Source organism: Clostridium celatum DSM 1785, assembly GCF_000320405.1.
Classification (GTDB): domain Bacteria; phylum Bacillota; class Clostridia; order Clostridiales; family Clostridiaceae; genus Clostridium; species Clostridium celatum.
Genome location: NZ_KB291716.1, coordinates 84,902 through 105,888 on the forward strand (window position 1 = coordinate 84,902; position 20,987 = coordinate 105,888).

Annotated in this window: 20 protein-coding genes and 1 pseudogene; 18 read left to right on the plus strand and 3 right to left on the minus strand. The window is 28.0% G+C overall.

The window, feature by feature from the left end; translation table 11 throughout:
- Positions 1 to 17: 17 nt before the first annotated feature.
- From nusA to HMPREF0216_RS15875, 16 genes and pseudogenes are all read left to right on the plus strand, one after another.
- On the plus strand, positions 18 to 1,076 hold the full coding sequence (nusA, locus tag HMPREF0216_RS15800; protein ID WP_040420239.1) for a transcription termination factor NusA: 1,059 nt from the start codon (positions 18 to 20) through the stop codon (positions 1,074 to 1,076).
- A gap of 13 nt (positions 1,077 to 1,089) precedes the next feature.
- Complete coding sequence (rnpM, locus tag HMPREF0216_RS15805) at positions 1,090 to 1,356, plus strand: RNase P modulator RnpM (protein WP_005216380.1); 267 nt, start codon at positions 1,090 to 1,092, stop codon at positions 1,354 to 1,356.
- The gene (locus HMPREF0216_RS15810) at positions 1,349 to 1,663 is read left to right on the plus strand and encodes a 50S ribosomal protein L7ae-like protein (RefSeq protein ID WP_005216383.1); all 315 of its coding nucleotides are present in this window, start codon (positions 1,349 to 1,351) and stop codon (positions 1,661 to 1,663) included. The genes rnpM and HMPREF0216_RS15810 overlap by 8 nt, the downstream gene beginning before the upstream one ends.
- Before the next feature lie 15 nt (positions 1,664 to 1,678).
- On the plus strand, positions 1,679 to 3,739 hold the full coding sequence (infB, locus tag HMPREF0216_RS15815) for a translation initiation factor IF-2 (RefSeq protein ID WP_040420240.1): 2,061 nt from the start codon (positions 1,679 to 1,681) through the stop codon (positions 3,737 to 3,739).
- 12 nt (positions 3,740 to 3,751) lie between these two features.
- Complete coding sequence (gene rbfA, locus HMPREF0216_RS15820) at positions 3,752 to 4,102, plus strand: 30S ribosome-binding factor RbfA (RefSeq protein ID WP_005216387.1); 351 nt, start codon at positions 3,752 to 3,754, stop codon at positions 4,100 to 4,102.
- Between the two features lies 1 nt (position 4,103).
- Positions 4,104 to 5,075 (plus strand): DHH family phosphoesterase, encoded by a 972-nt coding sequence (locus tag HMPREF0216_RS15825; protein WP_005216389.1) that lies wholly within the window; start codon positions 4,104 to 4,106, stop codon positions 5,073 to 5,075.
- A 3-nt stretch (positions 5,076 to 5,078) separates the two neighbouring features.
- Positions 5,079 to 5,957 carry a tRNA pseudouridine(55) synthase TruB gene (gene truB / locus HMPREF0216_RS15830; RefSeq protein ID WP_005216390.1) on the plus strand — a complete coding sequence of 293 codons (879 nt, stop codon included), beginning with the start codon at positions 5,079 to 5,081 and terminating at the stop codon, positions 5,955 to 5,957.
- 10 nt (positions 5,958 to 5,967) lie between these two features.
- Positions 5,968 to 6,907, plus strand: a pseudogene (locus HMPREF0216_RS15835) (bifunctional riboflavin kinase/FAD synthetase).
- 154 nt (positions 6,908 to 7,061) lie between these two features.
- Positions 7,062 to 7,325: a 30S ribosomal protein S15 gene (gene rpsO, locus HMPREF0216_RS15840; RefSeq protein WP_005216394.1), complete on the plus strand. Its 264-nt coding sequence runs from the start codon at positions 7,062 to 7,064 to the stop codon at positions 7,323 to 7,325.
- A gap of 81 nt (positions 7,326 to 7,406) precedes the next feature.
- On the plus strand, positions 7,407 to 9,506 hold the full coding sequence (locus tag HMPREF0216_RS15845) for a polyribonucleotide nucleotidyltransferase (RefSeq protein WP_005216396.1): 2,100 nt from the start codon (positions 7,407 to 7,409) through the stop codon (positions 9,504 to 9,506).
- A 106-nt stretch (positions 9,507 to 9,612) separates the two neighbouring features.
- The gene (locus HMPREF0216_RS15850; RefSeq protein ID WP_040420241.1) at positions 9,613 to 10,917 is read left to right on the plus strand and encodes a M16 family metallopeptidase; all 1,305 of its coding nucleotides are present in this window, start codon (positions 9,613 to 9,615) and stop codon (positions 10,915 to 10,917) included.
- An 89-nt stretch (positions 10,918 to 11,006) separates the two neighbouring features.
- On the plus strand, positions 11,007 to 11,315 hold the full coding sequence (locus HMPREF0216_RS15855; RefSeq protein ID WP_005216400.1) for a YlmC/YmxH family sporulation protein: 309 nt from the start codon (positions 11,007 to 11,009) through the stop codon (positions 11,313 to 11,315).
- A 19-nt stretch (positions 11,316 to 11,334) separates the two neighbouring features.
- Positions 11,335 to 12,543: an aspartate kinase gene (dapG, locus tag HMPREF0216_RS15860; RefSeq protein WP_040420242.1), complete on the plus strand. Its 1,209-nt coding sequence runs from the start codon at positions 11,335 to 11,337 to the stop codon at positions 12,541 to 12,543.
- Between the two features lie 224 nt (positions 12,544 to 12,767).
- The gene (locus HMPREF0216_RS15865) at positions 12,768 to 13,043 is read left to right on the plus strand and encodes a hypothetical protein (protein ID WP_005216413.1); all 276 of its coding nucleotides are present in this window, start codon (positions 12,768 to 12,770) and stop codon (positions 13,041 to 13,043) included.
- A gap of 182 nt (positions 13,044 to 13,225) precedes the next feature.
- Positions 13,226 to 13,675, plus strand: coding sequence for a DUF2383 domain-containing protein (locus HMPREF0216_RS15870; protein WP_005216414.1), 450 nt, complete (start codon positions 13,226 to 13,228; stop codon positions 13,673 to 13,675).
- Positions 13,676 to 13,696: 21 nt separating this feature from the next.
- Positions 13,697 to 14,485 (plus strand): hypothetical protein, encoded by a 789-nt coding sequence (locus tag HMPREF0216_RS15875; protein WP_005216415.1) that lies wholly within the window; start codon positions 13,697 to 13,699, stop codon positions 14,483 to 14,485.
- Between the two features lie 63 nt (positions 14,486 to 14,548).
- Here HMPREF0216_RS15875 and HMPREF0216_RS15880 read toward each other — a convergent pair whose 3' ends face one another.
- From HMPREF0216_RS15880 to HMPREF0216_RS15890, 3 genes are all read right to left on the minus strand, one after another.
- Positions 14,549 to 15,445, minus strand: coding sequence for a DUF5685 family protein (locus HMPREF0216_RS15880; RefSeq protein WP_005216417.1), 897 nt, complete (start codon positions 15,443 to 15,445; stop codon positions 14,549 to 14,551).
- Between the two features lie 24 nt (positions 15,446 to 15,469).
- A complete protein-coding gene (locus HMPREF0216_RS16600) occupies positions 15,470 to 16,291 on the minus strand; it encodes a J domain-containing protein (RefSeq protein WP_005216419.1) in 822 nt (273 codons plus the stop codon).
- Positions 16,292 to 16,475: 184 nt separating this feature from the next.
- Entirely contained in the window at positions 16,476 to 16,904 is a 429-nt protein-coding gene (locus HMPREF0216_RS15890) for a hypothetical protein (RefSeq protein WP_005216421.1), read from the minus strand.
- Between the two features lie 167 nt (positions 16,905 to 17,071).
- Between HMPREF0216_RS15890 and HMPREF0216_RS15895 the strand changes: the two genes are divergently transcribed.
- Complete coding sequence (locus HMPREF0216_RS15895; RefSeq protein ID WP_005216434.1) at positions 17,072 to 17,425, plus strand: Spx/MgsR family RNA polymerase-binding regulatory protein; 354 nt, start codon at positions 17,072 to 17,074, stop codon at positions 17,423 to 17,425.
- 276 nt (positions 17,426 to 17,701) lie between these two features.
- Entirely contained in the window at positions 17,702 to 20,953 is a 3,252-nt protein-coding gene (locus tag HMPREF0216_RS15900; RefSeq protein WP_005216436.1) for a DEAD/DEAH box helicase, read from the plus strand.
- Positions 20,954 to 20,987 lie beyond the last annotated feature (34 nt).

Genomic DNA, 20,987 nt, shown 5'->3' on the forward strand with positions numbered 1-20,987 from the left:
AGGAGGGTGTATTTAAGATGAACCAAGAGTTTATAGGTGCTCTTAAAGAAATAGTAAAAGATAAAGGAATTAGTGAAGATTTATTATTCGCAACAATTGAGGATGCATTAGTTGCAGCATATAAGAAAAATTATGCAGGCCCAACATCTTCAGCTCAAAATGTGAAAGTAACAATTGATAGAGAAACTGGAGAAATACATGTATATTCTCAAAAGATAGTTGTAGAAGAAGTATTTGATGATGTTACAGAAATTGGATTGGAAGAAGCAAGAGAAATAAAACCAACTTATGATTTAGATGACGTAGTTGATTTTGAAGTAACACCAAAGAACTTTGGTAGAGTTGCAGCACAACTTGCAAAAGGTGTAGTAACTCAAAGAATTAGAGAAGCTGAAAGAAATATCATATATGGAGAATACAAAGAAAAAGAATATGATATTATAACAGGTACAGTTTTAAGAGAAGATAAAGGAAATGTTTTTGTTAATATAGGTAAATTAGAAACAGCTATTGGACCAAAAGAACAAATTCCAAGAGAGAAGTATAAATTTAATGAAAAAATTAAATTATATTTAGTAGAAGTTAAAAATACACCAAAGGGAGCTCAAATTATAGTTTCTAGAACTCATCCAGGATTAGTTAAGAGATTATTTGAGCTTGAAGTACCAGAAATATACGAAGGTATAGTAGAAATTAAGAGTATTTCAAGAGAAGCTGGTTCAAGAAGTAAGATTGCAGTAGTATCTCATGATGAAAATGTAGACCCAATGGGAGCATGTGTTGGTCCAAAGGGAACTAGAGTACAAAACATAGTTAATGAACTTAAGGGAGAAAAGATTGACATAATTAAATGGAGTAAAAACCCAGAAGAGTTTATTGCAAGTTCTTTAAGCCCAGCAAAAGTACTAAGTGTTACAGTTGATGAGGATACAAAATCAGCTAAGGTTATAGTTGATGATAATCAATTATCCCTTGCAATTGGTAAAGAAGGCCAAAATGTAAGATTAGCTGCTAAATTAACAAATTGGAAGATTGACATAAAGAGTAAGTCACAAGCTGAAGCATTAGAGGAATAAAGGAGGGCTTTTTATGAAAGTAAAGAAGATACCTTTAAGAATGTGCACAGGTTGTATGGAGATGAAGCCTAAAAAAGAACTTATAAGAGTAGTTAGAAGTCAAGATGGTGAAGTTTCTATGGACTTAACAGGAAAAAAATCAGGCAGAGGAGCCTACATCTGTAAAGATATAGAATGCCTAGAAAAGGCATTTAAAACTAAGAGATTAAGTAGAAACCTTGATGCTGTAATAGATGAAGAAATATACAACAGATTAAGGGAAGAGATAATTAATGAATAAATTTTTTAACTTCCTAGGTCTAGCTAAAAGATCAGGGAATCTAATTGAAGGATATAGCAAGTGTGATGAACAGCGTAATAGACGTAATTTTTATCTTGTGATACTATCTAATGATGCATCAGATAGTACAAAGAAAAAATTTAAGAATCATTGCAAGGAAAAAAATATTCCTCTTATAGAAAATTTTTCGAAGGAAGAATTAGGTAGTCCAATTGGGAGAGAGGAAATAAAAGTTTTAGCGATAGTTGATAAAAATATGGCTGAAAAGTTAATATCTTTATACCAAATGGAAGAAGTAACAAATTAACCGGGGGTGATTTTATTGTCAAAGATTAGAGTATATGAATTGGCAAAAGAGCTAAATGTAAGCTCAAAAGATTTAATAAATTTATTAATGGATGAATTTAGTGTAGAAGTAAAAAACCACATGAGTGTTATTGAAGATGAAGATGCTGCACTAATAAAAGAATTATTAGGTGATTCAGCAAGTGATGAGTCAAAGAAGAGCTTAGTTGATGAATATGAAGAAGAATTAGCTGAATCATTAAATAAAGGTGTAAGAAAAAAGAAAAAGACTAAAAAAGAATTAGAGCGTGAAGAAGTAGAAAGAAATGCAGAAGCAGCTTGTGGAGTAATCGAAATAGGCGAAACTATAACTGTTAAAGAGTTATGTGAGAAGCTTGGAAAACCTACAAATGATGTTATTAAGAATTTAATATTCTTAGGCGTTATGGCTGGAGTTAATCAAGAAATAGATTTTGCTACAGCAGAAAAGCTTTGTGAAAAATATGAAGTTTTAGTTGAAAAGAAAGAAGCAGAAACTGAATTAGAAGCTTTTGAAGACGAAAATGATGTAGTTGAAGAAAACTTAGAAAAGAGACCACCGATAGTAACTATTATGGGACACGTTGACCATGGTAAGACTTCTCTTTTAGATGCTATAAGACATGCAAAGGTTACAGCAAGTGAAGCTGGTGGAATAACTCAACACATAGGTGCATACACAGTTTCATTAAATGGAGAAAAGATAACATTCTTAGATACTCCAGGACATGAAGCCTTCACTGCAATGAGAGCTAGAGGAGCTCAAGTTACTGATATAGTTATATTAGTTGTTGCTGCAGATGATGGAATAATGCCACAAACTAAAGAAGCTATAAATCACTGTAAAGCAGCTGATGTTCCAATGATAGTTGCAATCAATAAGATTGATAGACCAGGAGCAAATATTGATAGAGTTAAACAAGAATTAACTGAGCATGGTTTAGTTTCAGAAGACTGGGGTGGAGACACTATATGTGTACCAGTATCAGCTAAGACTGGAGAAAACTTAGAAAGCTTACTTGAAATGGTACTATTAACTGCTGAAATGCAAGAATTAGTAGCAGATCCAAATAGAAAAGCTAAAGGTACTGTAATTGAAGCTAAATTAGACAAAGGTAGAGGTGCAGTTGCATCATTACTTATTCAAAATGGTACTTTAAACGTTGGAGATTCAATATTAGTTGGTTCTACTTATGGTAGAATAAGAGCTATGTTTGATGATAGAGGAAAGAAAATTAAATCTGCTGGACCATCTATTCCAGTTGAAATATTAGGTCTTTCAGAAGTTCCAGCGGCTGGAGATAGATTTGTAGTTTGTAAAGATGAAAAAACTGCAAGAAATATGGCTGAACTTAGAAAGCAAAAAATTAAAGCTGATAGTCATCAAGCATCACATAGAGTATCACTTGAAGATTTATATAGCCAAATTCAAGAAGGTAAAGTTAAGGAACTTGCAATAGTTGTTAAAGCTGATGTTCAAGGTTCAGTTGAGGCAATTAGACAATCATTAGAAAAATTATCAACTGATGATGTTAAAGTAAGAGTTATTCACGGTGCAGTTGGTGCTATAACTGAAACTGATGTTACATTAGCAGCAGCTTCAAATGCACTTATAATTGGATTTAACGTAAGACCAGATAGTAATGCAACTATAGCTGCAGAAAAAGAAAACATCAACTTAAAGACATATAGAATAATATATGATGCTATAGAAGATGTTAAATCAGCTATGATTGGTATGCTTGACCCTGAATATAAAGAAGTTGTAAATGGTAAAGCTGAAGTAAGAATGACTTACAAGATTTCAAATGTTGGTACAATAGCTGGATGTTATGTACTTGATGGTAAAATTGTAAGAAGTTCTGAAGTAAGAGTTATAAGAGACGGTATTGTAATATTTGAATCAACATTAGCTTCATTAAAGAGATTTAAAGATGATGTCAAAGAAGTTGCTAAAGGATATGAATGTGGATTAAGTGTTGAAAAATTCAATGACCTTAAAGAAGGCGATATTATAGAATCATTTACAATGGAAGCTATAAAGAGAAAAGAGCTTTAAGAGGTGTTTTAAATGGCTAACTATAGAGGCGGAAGAATAAACGAAGAAGTCAAAAGAGAAATTAGTAATATAATTAGAAATGAAATTAAAGATCCAAGACTTACAGCAATGGTATCAGTTACAGATGTAAAAGTAACAAAAGATTTAAGATATGCCAAAGTATTTGTAAGTATATTTGGGAAAGATGATGAAGAAAAGAACAATACATTTATTGCTCTAAAAAATGCTAGTGGATATATAAGAAGAGAAATAGGTCAAAGAATTAATTTAAGATATAATCCTCAAATAATTTTTGAAATTGATGATTCTATTAATTATGGAATGCATATTGAAGAGTTAATTCATAAAGTTAAGGGAAAGTAAAATGACATTAAGTCAAATTGCAAACTTAATATTAGAAGGCAAAAAAATAGGCATTACCTACCATGTATCACCTGATGGTGATGCAGTAGGTAGTGTCCTTGCACTTCTTAATGCTTTAAGAAGTTTAAATAAAGAGTGTTATGTAATATCTAAAGATTCTGTTTCTGATAATTTAAAATACTTAAAAGGTTCAGATGAAATAATAGGTGATATTACTGAAGCTAAGGATGAAACTGATATTATAGTAGTTCTAGATTGTGGAAATCTAGATAGAGTAAGTGCAAATTTAGAAGAATTCACTGGCAAAATAATAAATATAGATCATCATCTTTCAAATGATAAATATGGTGATATTAATTATATAGATTCAAAGGCTGCTGCAACAGCAGAAATAATATTTGAATTAGTAAATATCATGGGAATTGATTTTAGTATTGAAAATGATATTACAAAGGACATTGGTACTTGTATATATACTTCAATAGTAACAGATACAGGTGGATTTAGACACTCAAATGTTACAGATAGAACTCATAATATTTGTTCTACATTAAAGAAAATAAATGTAAATAATACATTTATTTATCAAAGCTTATTTGATAATAAGGAGTTTAATAGAATAAAGATTATTGGGAAAGCTCTAAGTAAAATGGAACTTATTTTAGGTGGAAAAGTTGCTTTAATTGAATTAAATAAAACTTTTGCAGATGAGTTTGGAGGAGAAATAGGAGATACATCAGATATTATTTCTTATGGACTTCAAATAAAAGGAGTAGAGGTTACTCTTTTATTAAAAGAAGTAGAAGATGGTGTTAAAGCAAGTCTTAGAGCTAAAAGTTATGTTGATGTAAGAAAGATTGCAGAAGTTTTTGGTGGTGGTGGCCATGTTAGAGCTTCTGGACTAAAGATAAAGAATGTATCAATGGAAGAAGCTAAATATGAAATCTTAAATGAAATACAGAAAGAGTTGTAAGATATGAATGGTGTTTTAAATATCTTTAAACCAACAGGAATGACATCTTTTGATGTTGTTAGAATAGTAAAAAAAGTATGTAATACTGGTAAAGTAGGTCATACAGGAACATTAGACCCAGAGGCGAGTGGTGTACTACCAGTTTGTGTTGGAAGAGCAACTAAAATTATAGATTACATAATGGATTCTAAAAAGGTATATGAAGTAGTTTTTAAACTGGGAATTAGGACAACTACTTATGACTTAGAGGGGGAAGTGTTAGAAGAAAGAAATACTGAATCTTTAAAAGATGAAGATATACTAAAAGTTGTAAATAGTTTTAAAGGTCAGTATTCACAAATACCGCCTATGTACTCTGCATTGAAGCAAAATGGTGTTAGATTATATGAACTGGCAAGAAAGGGTATTGAAGTTGAAAGGGAAGGAAGATTAATTACTATTTATAATATAGAAGATATAAAAGTAAATAATCCGTATGTTTCAATGAAAGTAACTTGTTCTAAAGGTACATATATAAGAAGCCTTTGTTATGATATAGGTGAAAAGCTTGGAGTCTTTGCAACGATGACTGAATTAAATAGATCTGCAACATCAGTATTTAATCAAGAACAGGCAATTAATATAAATGATTTAAATAGTGACAATGTAAATGAGTATTTAATATCTATAGAAGATGCATTAAATAGTTATGACACAATTACCGTAGGTATGAGGTATAAGAAATTATTAGTTAATGGTGTTAGAGTTGCAGATACAAGATTTACAAAAGATAAGGTAATTTGTGAAAAATTATATAGAGTATACGATGAAGAGGGTAATTTCATAGGTCTAGGTGAAAAAAATAATAATGGATTTAAGATAGAAAAGTTACTTATGACATAGGAGAAAAACCATGTTAATTTATGATGATGTTATTTTAAAAGATAAAAAAACAAATAACTATGTTGCTCTAGGTAGTTTTGATGGATTACATTTAGGACATTTATCTTTAATAGAAAAAGTTAAAGAGTTAGCTAATAAAAACCATGGAAATTCTATGGTTTTTACATTTAAAAATCACCCAAGAGATTTGATAAGACTTAACGAAAAAGTTGAATTGTTAATGACAAATAATGAAAAAATAAATATTTTACAAAAAGCCAATATAGATATATTAGCTTTTAGAACATTTAATGAAAATATAATGAAAATGCAACCAGAAGATTTTATAAAATGGATTTGCAAAGATTATAATGTAAAAGGTATTGTTGTAGGATTTAACTTTAAGTTTGGATATAAAAATTTAGGTGATATTGAAGTTTTAAAGAAAATATAAGCAAGAATATAACTATGAATTAGTTGTTATGGAACCATATAAAATGGATGGTGATATTATAAGTTCAACAAGAATTAGAAGAGAACTTGTAGCGGGGAATATAGATAAGGTAAATAAAATGCTATCTAGACCATATTCATTATCTGGGAAGGTGATCCATGGCAAAAAATTAGGTAGGACAATAGGTTTTCCAACTATAAATATGGAAATCAATCCTAGTAAAATTATACCTGCTAAAGGTGTTTATTATACTAATATCATAATAAATGGAGAAATTTTCAAAGGAATTACATCTGTGGGGAATAATCCTACAGTAAATGGGGAAAACTTAACTATAGAAACTTATGTATTAAATTTCAATAATGAAATATATGGTGAAGAAGTAACACTTTATTTTATTTCCAAAATACGAAATGAAATAAAATTTAATAGTATTAATGAACTAAAAGAACAGCTTGAAAAAGATAAAAATTATGCTATTAATAGCAAGGTGGTATTAAATCATAATTTTATCTAATGCGATAAAGATTATCAAAAAAATATAATTATATAAATTATATTTACAAGTTAGACTTAGTTTGCTATAATACATCATGAAGAACCTACTTCTAAGATCTGAGATTGATAGCTCTTTTCATGGAAATAGGGGATAATTTTACGGAGGTGTCATTATGGACGCAATAAGAAAGCAAGAATTAATCAAACAATACGGAAGACATGAAGGGGACACTGGTTCACCAGAAGTTCAAATCGCTCTTTTAACTGAAAGAATCAACTCATTAACTGGACATTTAAGAGTTCACAAGAAAGACCACCACTCAAGAAGAGGTCTTTTAATGATGGTTGGACAAAGAAGAGGTCTTTTAAACTACTTAGCTGCACAAGATATCGAAAGATATAGAGCTATAATAGCACAATTAGGCTTAAGAAGATAGTCTTTATAGAGCGGGTTTTATCCGCTCTATTGTTTTAAAGATGAAAAATTATAAACAGACAACCTGAAGGGAGGTTAAATAATGACTAATATACTAGAAAAAAGCATAGCTGGTAGAGAAATGAAAGTTGAATTTGGTAGAGTAGGAATGTTATCAAATGCAGCTATTTTTATGAGCTATGGAGATACAGTAATATTAACAAATGTTAACGCTTCAGAAAAACCAAGAGATGGAATAGATTTTTTCCCATTAAGTGTTGAATATGAAGAAAGATTATACGCAGTAGGTAAAATCCCAGGTGGATTTATAAAAAGAGAAGGTAGACCTTCAGAAAATGCAATTCTTTTTGGAAGAGCTGTAGATAGACCATTAAGACCATTATTCCCAAAAGGATATAGAAATGATGTTCAAGTGGTTTGTACAGTAGTGTCAGTAGAACAAGATAACTTACCAGAAATTCTAGCAATTAATGCTGCATCAATGGCATTATGTCTATCAAGTATTCCTTTTACAACTCCAGTTGCAGCAGTGCAAGTAGGACTAATCGATGGAAACTTTGTTTTAAATCCAACATCTAAAGAAAGAGAAGAAAGTATACTTCAATTAACTGTTTGTGCTACAAAAGACAGAGTTATGATGATTGAAGCAGGTGGAGATGAAATACCTGAAGATACAATGATTAAGGCAATTGAATATGGTTTCGAAAAGTGTCAAGATATAGTTGCATTCCAAGAAGAAGCTATGGCTAAGTTTGGTAAAGAAAAGGATGTACCAGTTCTTTATAAACCAAATGAAGATTTAGCAAGTGACATAGAAGCGTTTGCAGGCGAAATGATTAAAGAAGCTATGTGGATAACTGATAAAGATGAAAGAAATGCAGCTATGGATGCAGTAAATGATAAAATAGCAGAAGAGTTCACTGAAAAATATCCAGATAACTTATCAGATATGAAAGAAATCGTATATAACATGCAAAAAGAAGTAGTAAGAGATATGCTTTTAAATCATAAGAGAAGACCTGATGGAAGATCTTTTGATGAAATAAGAAAAATATCTTGTGAAGTTGATTTACTTCCAAGAACTCATGGAACAGGTTTATTTACTAGAGGATTAACCCAAGTAATGACAGTTGCTACTTTAGGAGCAGTTGGAGATATACAAATAATAGATGGTATAGGTGAAACTGAATCAAAGAGATATATGCATCACTATAACTTCCCAGCTTATTCAGTAGGTGAAGTAAAGCCATTAAGAGGACCAGGAAGAAGAGAAATAGGTCATGGAGCTTTAGCGGAAAGAGCTTTAGAACCATTAATTCCTTCAGAGGAAGAATTCCCATATACAATTAGATTAGTTTCAGAAGTATTAAGTTCAAATGGTTCAACTTCTCAAGCATCTGTTTGTGGTTCAACTTTAGCATTACTTGATGCAGGTGTTCCTATTAAGAGACCAGCTGCAGGTATAGCAATGGGACTTATAACTTCAGAAGATTTAACTGATGAAGAAGTATTAACAGATATTCAAGGAATAGAAGACTTCTTTGGAGATATGGACTTTAAGGTTGCAGGTACAACAGAAGGTATAACTTCAATTCAAGTTGATACTAAGATTAAAGGATTAAGCTTTAATGTAATTGAGACAGCTATTAAAAATGCAAGAAAAGCAAGATTACACATCTTAGATAAGATTAATGAATGTATTGAAGCACCAAGAAAAGAAGTTTCTAAGTTTGCACCTAAGACTTCAACAATCTCAATTGATCCAGAAAAAATTAGAGATGTAATTGGAGCTGGTGGTAAAGTTATTAATAAGATAATAGCAGATACAGGAGTTAAGATTGATATAAAGGAAGATGGTACAGTGTTTGTTTCATCACCAGATCATGATGGCGTAAATGAAGCTATTAGAATTATTGAAGGTTTAACTAAAGAAGTTGAAGTTGGAGAAGTTTACTTAGGTAAAGTAACTAAAATTGCTGCATTTGGAGCATTTATAGAAATATTACCTAATAAAGAAGGACTTTGTCACATTTCTAAGTTAGATAAGAAGAGAATAGAAAAGGTTGAGGATGTTGTTTCTGTAGGAGATGAAATTTTAGTTAAAGTAACTGAAATAGATTCACAAGGAAGAATTAATCTTTCAAGAAAAGATGCTCTACCACAAGAAGAAGTAACTGAATAATAAATAGGCAAAAGAGAATATTGTATTCTCTTTTTTTTACTATATAGAATAATTATAAGAAGATTAAAATAAACTAAAAGCAAACTAAGAAAAAATGGAGGTAGTTATGTTTGATTTATATACATTAGATAATGGATTAAGAGTGGTAACTGAATATATTGAGCATGTTAATTCTATAAGTGTTGGAGTTATGGTTCAAAATGGATCAAGAAATGAAACTCAAGACGTTAATGGGATATCTCATTTTATTGAGCATATGTTCTTTAAAGGAACAAATAAAAGAACAGCAAAGGAAATAGTTCAAGATATAGAAAATATAGGTGGACAAATAAATGCTTATACAAGCAAAGAAACTACTTGTTATTATGTAAAGGCATTAGATACTCATGTAGATTTATGTTTAGATGTAATTTCTGATATGATGTTGAATGCAAAATTTGATAGTGAGGAAATAGAAAAAGAAAAAGGTGTAGTTATTGAAGAAATAAATATGAGCCAAGATAATCCAGAGGATGTTTTAGATGATATACATTCACATGCTATTTTCGCTGATGATTCTTTAGCTTATCCTATTTTAGGAACAATTGATAGAATTAAATCTTTTAATAGAGAAAAAATAAAAAATTATATTAAGACTCATTATACACCTTATAACTCAGTTCTTAGTATTTGTGGAAAATTTGATAAAGTAGAATTAAGAAAGCTTATAGAAGAGTATTTCGGAAAATGGAGTAAAGAAGATATATATAATCCAGAATATGATAAAGTAGAACTACATCATGGAAGTAAATATGCCGAAAAACAAATAGAGCAAGTTCATATTAATTTAGGATTAAAAGGATTACCTTATGCAGATGATAGAGCATATTCACTTGTACTTTTAAATAATGTATTAGGTGGAGGGGCCTCATCTTTAATGTTCCAAAAAGTAAGAGAGGAACTTGGGCTTTGTTATAATATTTATTCATATATGCAACCTTATTTAGGTGTTGGTACATTAAATATATATACTGGATTAAGCAATAAATATTCTGATAATGCTTTAGAAGTTATAAATAGAGAATTAATTAAATTTGCTAATGAAGGTATTACAGATGAAATTTTAGCAATAAATAAGGAAAAAATAAAGGCTAGTTATATATTAGGATTAGAAAGTACATCATCAAGAATGTTTGCTAATGCAAAGAGCTTATTATTACAAAACAAAATAAAAACTCAGCAAGATGTTATAGATAGAATTAACAAAATAGATAAAGAGGACATAAACTATGTATTGGAGAAGTGTTTTAAACCAGGAATAATAAGCACGGCATATGTTGGTCAAGATGTAGAAGTAAATAAATTAAATGCTATTTTTGATAATGTAAAAGTTGCATATAAAAATGATTCTACAGGGAAAAGTAGAGTGTAGATTTAAAAGTTAAGTAAAGCACTAAAAGTTTAGAAAGTAATAAATTACCTCCTCTTTGCATAATATTATGTATAAGGAGGTAGTTATTTATGAAGGAATTTGAATATTATGAAAAGAAACCAGATAGTGAAATTAAGCTTTTAAGTGATTTAGAAAGATTTGAAATATTTAATTTAGAATCTGCAGAAAAATATGAAAGTGCACAAAATATAGATTTTATAATCGATGAAAAAGGATATCTAAAATTCTTGGTTGTTGGTGTTAGCACAAATAAGTTTAGTTTTCTTGGTGGTAGTAAAGAATATATTGAAATACCATGGGAATGTGTAACTAAAGTTGGAGCTAATGTCATAGTAATCTCCGCCGATGAAGGAAAGATAAAACGGGCAAGAGCTTAAACTTAAGGGGGAGGAGTCCTTGAATATAGTAGTGCAAAAATTTGGAGGAACATCTGTTTCGACAGAAGAAAGAAGAAAACAAGTAGTTAATAAAATATTAGAAGGAATAAAGCAAGGATATAAACCAGTAGTTGTAGTGTCAGCAATGGGAAGAAAGGGAGAACCATATGCAACTGATACTTTATTATCTCTTTTAGATAGTAATTTTAAGGAAGATAATAGAAGTGCTAAAGATTTATTAATGTGCTGTGGAGAGATAATTAGTTCTGTTATTTTATGTAATGATTTATATAGAGTAGGTATTAATGCAGTTCCATTAACTGGTGGACAAGCAGGAATAATAACAAATGATGATTATAATGATGCACAATATACAGATGTTAATACTGATAAAATTGAAGCAATTATAAAGGAAGGAAGAGTTCCAGTTATATGTGGATTTCAAGGAGTAACAAAAGAGGGTTATTTTACTACTTTGGGAAGAGGTGGAAGTGATACATCTGCTTGTATTTTAGGCGTAGCATTAAAAGCTAAAGAAATTCAAATATATACAGATGTAGATGGAATTATGACTGCTGATCCTAGAATGGTTAAAAATGCATCATTAATAAATGAAATCACATATAATGAGGTATTTCAATTAGCGGATCAAGGAGCCAAAGTGATTCATCCTAAGGCAGTTGGTTTAGCTAAAAAAGGCAATGTACCATTGGTTATAAAGAATACAATGAATAATTGTAAGGGTACATTAATAACAAATAATATATCTAAAGATGAAAAGAGATTTATTTCAGGAATAACCCATTTAAATAATAGAATACAGGTGAGAGTAAGATTATCAGAAAATAAAGATGTAAAGGCATATAGAAACTTGTTAGAGTTAGTAGCTAAAAATGGTATAAGCTTAGATTTGATTAATATTTTCCCAGCGCACCAAATGTTTACTATTGATGCATCAGAAAAAGAAAAGTTAACGGAAATAATGAATAAAGCTAATATAAAGTTTTCTATGATAGAAAATTGTAGTACCATAGCTATAGTAGGAGCTGGAATGACTGGTGTACCTGGAATAATGGCAAATATCATAAATACACTAATAAATAATGATATTGAAGTATTACAAACAACAGACTCTAATATGACTATTTGGTGTTTAATTTATTCAAGAGATATATGCAAAGCAATTAAATTATTGCATGATAAATTTCAATTATCATTAGTGCATTAAAAATATAAGAGTATTAAAATATTTAAAAATAGATATTAGTTAAAATAATGATTACTTTTTTAAAATAGGGAGTGCTTGGTAAAATAGAATGATATTTTGCTAAGCAGTCTCTATTTATTTTTTTAAGAAAAGAATTTTTATATTAAGTTAAATGTTCAATTTTTAACGAAGTTAATATATAATATATATGAAATTACTTAAGTATAAGAAAGAAGGAGAGAAAAATGGAAATAATTTTTAATGAAAAAGCAAAGAATGCTTTAACTGAACTAATAAATAATAGTTCAGAGGAGTATATAAGAATTAAAGTATTTTATGGATGTGGAAGACCAGCATACGAAATTTATCCAGATTTTAAAAGTGATGAAGATATAGAAGAAACAATTAATGGAATAAAGTTTATTGTAAACAAGAAAGACGAAAGAGCTTGTAATAAAATCGAAATAAAATATGATAAAGAAGTATATAATAAAGGCTTTTATATAAAAGATATAGGGTAATATGTTAAAAACTTATGTATAATATAAAAATAGCCTGTAATAATTAAAATTACAAAGGTATACACCTTGCATGAAAGAAGAAGATATTTCATTTTTTATACATTTTTTTACTAATTTAAGCTTAAATATAAATAATTATTTATTATAGGGGAAAAATAGAAAGGTAAGGAAGGGTGATAAAAATGAAAGGAAATACAATAAAAGATCTAAATAAATTTTTAACTGGTATTCATATGGGTGGTGCAACTTTTAAAGATTATTTAAATAAGGCTGAAAATCTTAAATTAAAAGAAGAATTAAGAGAAATTGTTGAATCTTTTAAAAGGCATGAAGAAGCGATAACACATAGAATAGAGGCTTTAGGAGGGAATGCATCAGATTCACTAGGAATAATAGGAAATATATCAGAAGCTTTTGAAAAATTAAAGCTTATTCCTATTAATAAGGATTCAGAGGTTTGTGAGCACGCAATTAAAGCAATGAATATGGGAATAAAAAATGCAAATAAATTTCTTGAAGAAAATGAGAATATGGATGAAAGTATAATGAATGATATTAAAGGTGTAATAAAAGATTATGATAATCAATTAGAAAAGCTTAATAGTATACAAAAGAAATTAAAAGAACTATAAAATTATTGTTAGGGGAATTATATGAAAAAATATAGAAAAAAAATTAGCGCTTTATTTAGTATAATGTTGGTATTATTTTTAGTAGGTTGTAGTAAAGAAATAGTTAGAGTAAAAGCACCTACAGCAGAGGAAGCATTAAGTTTATTTAATAAATATAATGTTGATAATAATATAGAAGAAATGGTTAAACTATATTCTGATGTTTATGTAGATGCTATAGGATATAGTACAAATCAAATAATAAAGATAATGAAAAACAATAGAAAAGATGTAGAAATTAATGCTGCAACTATTGAAAGTTTAGAAGCAGTAGATGATAATACGCAAAAAGCAAATGTATCAATAACAGCTATAGTTAATGGTGAAGAAAGTACAGAGAGTTATACGTATGCTGTTTTAAAAGAAGGAGATGGATGGGCAGTATCACCAGATGGTATTATAGGATGTATGAATTTTGATGTTCCAGTATCAAAATCAAAAGAGCTTAATTTGAATTTAGTAAAAGAAATTATTAATTTCACTGGGGGAATAATAAGAGTTGATGTAGTAAATAATTCTAGTAATGATGTGATTTTTGGAACTAATGATGCAAAAACAGAAGTATTAGTAGAAACTACTGAAGGAACATATAAAAATACATTAGAGCAATCAGCAACAGTTAATAAAAGAAGTAGAAGTTCATTCATGTCTAGTATTGACGGTATAAAAGGTGAAATACAAAAAGTTACTGTAACTAACATTTATGATGCTGATAAAGATGGCAATGCAATAGACACTACTAAAAGAGATATAATAGTATATTCTAAATAAAATAAAAATAAATGCAAGTGATTAATTATAATTCACTTGCATTTATTTTTTTTGGATATATATTTATTTAACAACATAATTTAAAAGATCCAATTTATTTAAAATCTCGTAGTATTTACTTAATAAGCCTAGACTTATAGTATTATTAATAATATCAAAGTGTTTTTTAAATGGAATCTTATTCATATAATCAATACAGTTTGAAATGCAATTTGAAATATAAAAGTCAATATCGGATATATTAGTCTTTAAAAGCTCACTATAATTTAAATTAACATTATTATAAATAATGTTAAAAGGATTAAATTTATTTTCATTCATATCATTCTTTAAATCGTCTAAGGCATCTATAAGATATATCCATTTACCAATATAATATCCAAGCCAATATAAATTATTTCTTAAATCTATAGAATCATTCTCTATATCGTAAGGAAAATCCCTTAATATAATTCCCATTGTATCACCAAAAGGTGCACATATTTCATCAAGGGTAGAAAAGTTTTTGCTTTTTTCTAGAATAGATAGGTTAGTTATATTTTTATCTATAGAAGATGCTAAACTATTCATTGATAATAAATCTTTTTTAACAGCTGGAGATAATAAAAGTTTGAAGAAATTACTTTTTATACTTTTATCATCAGCAATATTATCTTTTAGTTTATAGTTAAAAAGTAAAATACTTAAATTACAGGAGTAGTTTAAAGTATCTGTTTTATCTACAATAATTATTTTTGTAGTTGGATGTCTTAAACACTTAACGTATTTTAAAGTTAATGGTGCACTATAAAGTCCCTCTAATAAAAATCCAATAAAGGTTAAGTCGTAATTTAAGCAAAAACGAGGTATATTCCCATATTCCTTTTTTATCTCATGACATAATCCGCAATAATAGCTTCTAAAATATTCGAACTCTCGAACTTTAAGTTCACTTTTAAGTGGAGTTATATAACCAAACATTAAACTTCTCCTTAATTTAAAGTTTTAACACATTCCTTTACCGCCAGGGGCACCACCGCACATATTCATACCATTTCCACCACCTGACATTAAGCTTTGCATAAGCATATTTTGTAGTGGATTATTATTAGCACCGCCGCCTAATGGATTCATATTACCCATAGGATTAGCTCCGGTATTGCCAGCATTGCCCATTGGATTTGTGGTATTGCCCATAGGATTTGCAGTTGCATTAGCATTACCCATAGGGTTTGCGTTATTTCCCATAAGCATGCTTAATAGATTTGGATCTATGCCTCCGCCTCCTCCTTGGCTTGGACCACCACACATATTATTTGATTGACCACCGCCACCGCACATACTATTGTTATTATTTGAAGAGGCAGCAGCTCTAGCTCTTGCCATACGAGCATAATTAGCTTTTATTTGATTAATTTTTTTGTTTAATAATAGTAGAGTTTCTTTATATTCTTCATTTGTAGGATTAAGTTCAGCAGCTGTTTTTAAATGATTAACACCAGCTTGAACCCAACCTTTTTTTAACATAACAAATCCTTTTAAGTAATTCCATTCAGGAGAAGTTTTATCTCCTATAAGATTTAATTCTGTTTCAGCAGAAAGGAATTGTTCATTTTCAATTAACTTTCTAATATCTTTGTATTTTATATCATTGATTAATGAATTGTAAGCTTCATTTAATTCAGAAAGTTTATCCTCAAAAAAAGGTTGTTCTGGGGAACTTTCAAAGTTATCAACGCTATAAGTGCTAGATAAATTTTCATAAGCACTTTTTATTTCTTCAAGTGAAGCTGAAGGTCTTACTCCTAGTACTTTATAAGGGTTCATTTCTAAATCTCCATAGAAATATTATTAAATCATTATAATATATTCAAGCGACTTTAAATAAGTTCGTCATATAAATCTATAGTATTTGAATTAAAAAAATTAATATAATATGATGAACGAGTTGTAAATAGAAAGAACTATTAAATCTTATGTGTTTAATAGTTCTTTCCATATTTTTCATTACTTAAATACAATCAATTAAATCTCCACCCATACATTCACAGCATTGGTCTAAGCAAATTAAATCACAACAGCTAAAATTACCACAATCACAACAACAATCATCACAACAACAGCAAGAACATCCCCTATTTCGTCTTCTATAGCCATCATAGTAATCATCGCTATAATGCCTATGTCTTCCCATTAATGAAATTAAAGAATCTTTATAAAATAAATTATCTGGTGCAAGTGTTATTGCAAGTTTTAATTCTTCTAAGGCAGTATCAAACCAAGCTTTTTTTTCTAAAATTAGACTGTTAAGATAGTGATATTCATGAGTTTTAATATTAGCTTCTTTTAATAGATTTTCAGCTGGTATTAAATCTTTTTCATTTATTAAAGATAAAATTTTAGTATACATATTATTATTCATCGAATTAGTTATATCCATAATAATCAGCTCCTTTATAAATATTATTATATACAAAAAATACTAATGAAAACATATTAAGATATAAAAAGAATGAGTAAATAATAGAATAGATGGAAAGAATATTTACTATTATATAATAATTATGATAAAATATCATAAAACAATTATGTAAGGAGAAAAGAGTTATGAGTAAATTATTTTTACAATATCCTAAATGTACAACATGTAAAAAAGCAAAAAAATTTTTAGTAGAAAATAATGTGGAGTTTAAAGATAGAGATATAACTTTAGATAATCCAACAGTTAATGAGTTGGAAGAGTGGATTAAATTAAGTGGACTTGAGATAAAGAAATTCTTTAATACTTCAGGTGTTTTATATAAAGAAATGAATCTTAAGGATAAGTTAAAGGATATGTCTGATAAAGAAAAGATAGAGCTATTAGCAACTAATGGTAAACTGGTAAAAAGACCACTTTTAATATGTGATGATAAAGTTTTAGTTGGCTTTAAGGAAGAAAAATATAGAGAAATTTTATAAGATATATTAATATCAAGTTTTATTACAATAATAAATATATATAATTAAAGTTTAGAGTAACAGATGGCAAATTAGGGATAAGGATGATATCAAGCTTCCGCTAATTTGCCCTTTTAATTTGTTATTAAAATTACTTGTCAATTTTTTTATAGAAGGATGTTTTTCTTATTAAAGTTTATGATAAAATAAAAAGTATTGTATTTATAATAAAGCTTAAAATTTATAGGCAATTAGATAATTTATTTTAACATAGCTTTATTTAATGAGGTGAAAAAAATGAATATTGCACAATTAAATACTATAATGATAAAAAATGATGCTAATAATAGGTTAAAAAAGGGCATGAGATGCTATAAGGAGAATTTAGTATTAGATATAAAGTCTATAGTAGATAAAGAATATGAATCATTAGATATATACGGGAAAGTAATGTCTGAAAGTGATATAGATGTTTATAACACTAATATATCTTTTGATTTAAAAAATAGCACTTTAATTTATACTGAATGTAGTTGTGAGGATTTTAAAAAAAATTGTGATTTTAACTCTACATATATTTGTAAGCATATTGGTGCTAGTTTTTATAGATTTATGGAAGCTGTAGAAGATAAGATTAAATTAAAAAAAGAAGAAAAGTATATAGTAGAGAAAAAAAATATAGAAGAGAATGTGGATTATTCTGAAGTATTATTAAAATTATTAGATGATAAAAATAATAATGAAAAAGAAAAAGTAAATATACAAGTAAATATAGAAAGAAAGGAATATAGAAGAGAAAAGTTTTACTATGAGGCTGACTTTAAAATTGGAGTAAAAAAATTATATGTTGTAAAAAGTATTTTTGATTTTATAGAAGCTAGAAAAAATAAAAAATCTTTAGAGTATGGGAAAGAATTTATATACAACCCAGATATACATTATTTTTCTGAAGAAGATGAAGAATTATTAAACTTTGTTGAAGAATATGTAGCTTTTAATGAAACATTTCAAAATGAATATCAAGTACATAGAGTAACTAATAATACTTTTGGAAAAGGTAAAACTATATTAATATCACAAAGTGCTTTAAAAAGATTTTTAAGCTATTTTAAAAATAGGACTTTAACTTTAAATGATGGTAAGGAGATTAAAACAGTAGAAGTAAAAAAAGAAAATTTGCCTATTGAATTTAATGTAAATGAGAAAAATGGTGATATAAATATTACAAGTAATGAGGATATTCCAAAGGCTTTAACTTATAAAGGTGATGTCTATCTTTGGGAAGATAAAATTTATTTGCCTTTTGAGGAACAGATTAAATATTATAAGGGGATTAATGATATTTTAACAAAAGAAAAAAATATAACATTTAAAGGTGATAAAAAACAAGCAGTATTTAACAAGGTAATTCCTTTATTAGAAACAATAAGTAATAAAATTAACATTGATGAAGAATTGAAAAATAATATTATAAGAGAAAATTTAAATTTGGAAATATATTTTGATAGGGAAAGAAATAAGACATGGGCTGAAATTAAAGCAATTTATGGTGATGTTGAGTTTAATATATTAAAAGGACCTAAAGAAGATCAATATATAATTAGGGATTTAAATAAAGAAAGAGAAATAGAAAAAGCTTTAAATAATTTATCTTTTTATAGAGAAAAGGAGATTTTTAATTTTAATGGTGATGATGAGAAGCTTTATGAGTTGTTATCAAGTGATTTAAATGAATTAAAAGAAAAAGCTACGGTTTTTTATTCAGATAGATTTAAAGAAAGAAAAATTTATGGTGCTAATTCGCTTAATGCATCTATTACAGAAGGAAGCGGAAATTATTTAGAATTTACTTTTAATATTGAAAATGTAAGCGAAGATGAGTATAGAAAAATTATTAATGCTTTTAAAGATAATAGAAAATTCTTTAAATTAAAAGATGAAAGTTTTGTAGATTTAAGAGATGAGGAGGTTGTTAAATTATTAAAATTAATAGATGACTTAGCAGAAGATACATCTATAAAATCTAATAATTTAAAACTTCATAAGAGTAAAGCTGTATTTTTAAATGAAGCTATACTTAAAGATAATATGAACTTTATAAATGGAAAAGATATAGCTTCTCATATTGCAAATAAGATAGAAAATTTAGATAGTATTGATTATGATATACCGAAAGATTTAAATGCAAATCTTAGAGATTATCAATTGACTGGATTTAAGTGGTTTAAGACATTAAGTTATTATGAGTTTGGTGGAATTTTAGCGGATGAAATGGGACTAGGAAAAACTATTCAAACTATAGCATTTTTATTATCAGAAAAAGGGAAAAGAAGTATTATAGTAACGCCAACATCACTTATATATAATTGGAAAAGTGAATTTGAAAAATTTGCACCAGATTTAGATATAAAAATAATTCATGGTAACAAAGAAGAAAGAGCATTTACACCTGAAGAGGCAAAAAAATATGATGTATTGCTTACAACTTACGGAACACTAAGAAATGATTATGATTTATATGAAAATATTACTTTTGACTACTGTATAATAGATGAAGGACAAAATATTAAAAATCCGTTATCTCAAAGTAGTGAGGTTGTTAAGGAAATTAAAGCTAAGGTGAAATTTGCTTTAACAGGTACTCCTATAGAAAATAATTTACTAGAATTATGGTCTTTATTTGACTATATAATGCCTGGATATTTATATTCTAGACGAAAATTTCAAGATAAATTTATGAAAAGGGATAAGAATACAGAGGATTTAAAAAGACTTATTAAGCCCTTTATTTTAAGAAGATTAAAAACAGAAGTTATGAGTGAGTTACCAGATAAAATTGAAAAAAGATTCCTTATAGAAATGACAGATGAACAAAAGAAGGTATATAAATCTTATATAGATGATATAAAAGTAAAAATGAAAGAAAAAGATTTTACTAAAGATAAAATAACTATATTCTCTTATTTAACTAAGCTTAGACAGCTTACTTTAGATCCATCAATATTAGTTGAAGGATATAAAGGTGGGAGCGGAAAGATAGATGTAACAGTAGAGCTTATACAAGAATTTATAAAAAATGATCATAAAATATTATTATTCTCTCAATTTACATCAGTTCTTGATAATTTAAAGAAGATATTGGAGACAGAAGGAATAGAATATTTTTATTTAGATGGGCAAACTAAGGCATCACAAAGAGTAGAATTAGTTAATGAGTTTAATAATTCAAATAAAACAAAGGTATTTTTAATATCTTTAAAAGCTGGAGGAACAGGTCTTAATTTAACATCAGCAGATGTAGTAATACATTTTGATCCATGGTGGAATCCAGCTATAGAAGATCAAGCAACAGATAGAGCACATAGATTTGGTCAAAAAAATGTTGTTGAAGTTATTAAGCTTATTGCAAAAGGAAGTATTGAAGAAAAAATAATTAAGCTTCAAGAAAGTAAAAAAGAAATAATAAATGAAGTTATGAATGGAAATTATACAAATGGAGGATTCTTAAGCTCATTAAGTAGTGAAGAAATTAAAGAGTTATTTATATAGTAAATTAATTTAGGATTTATTAAAATATTTTAAT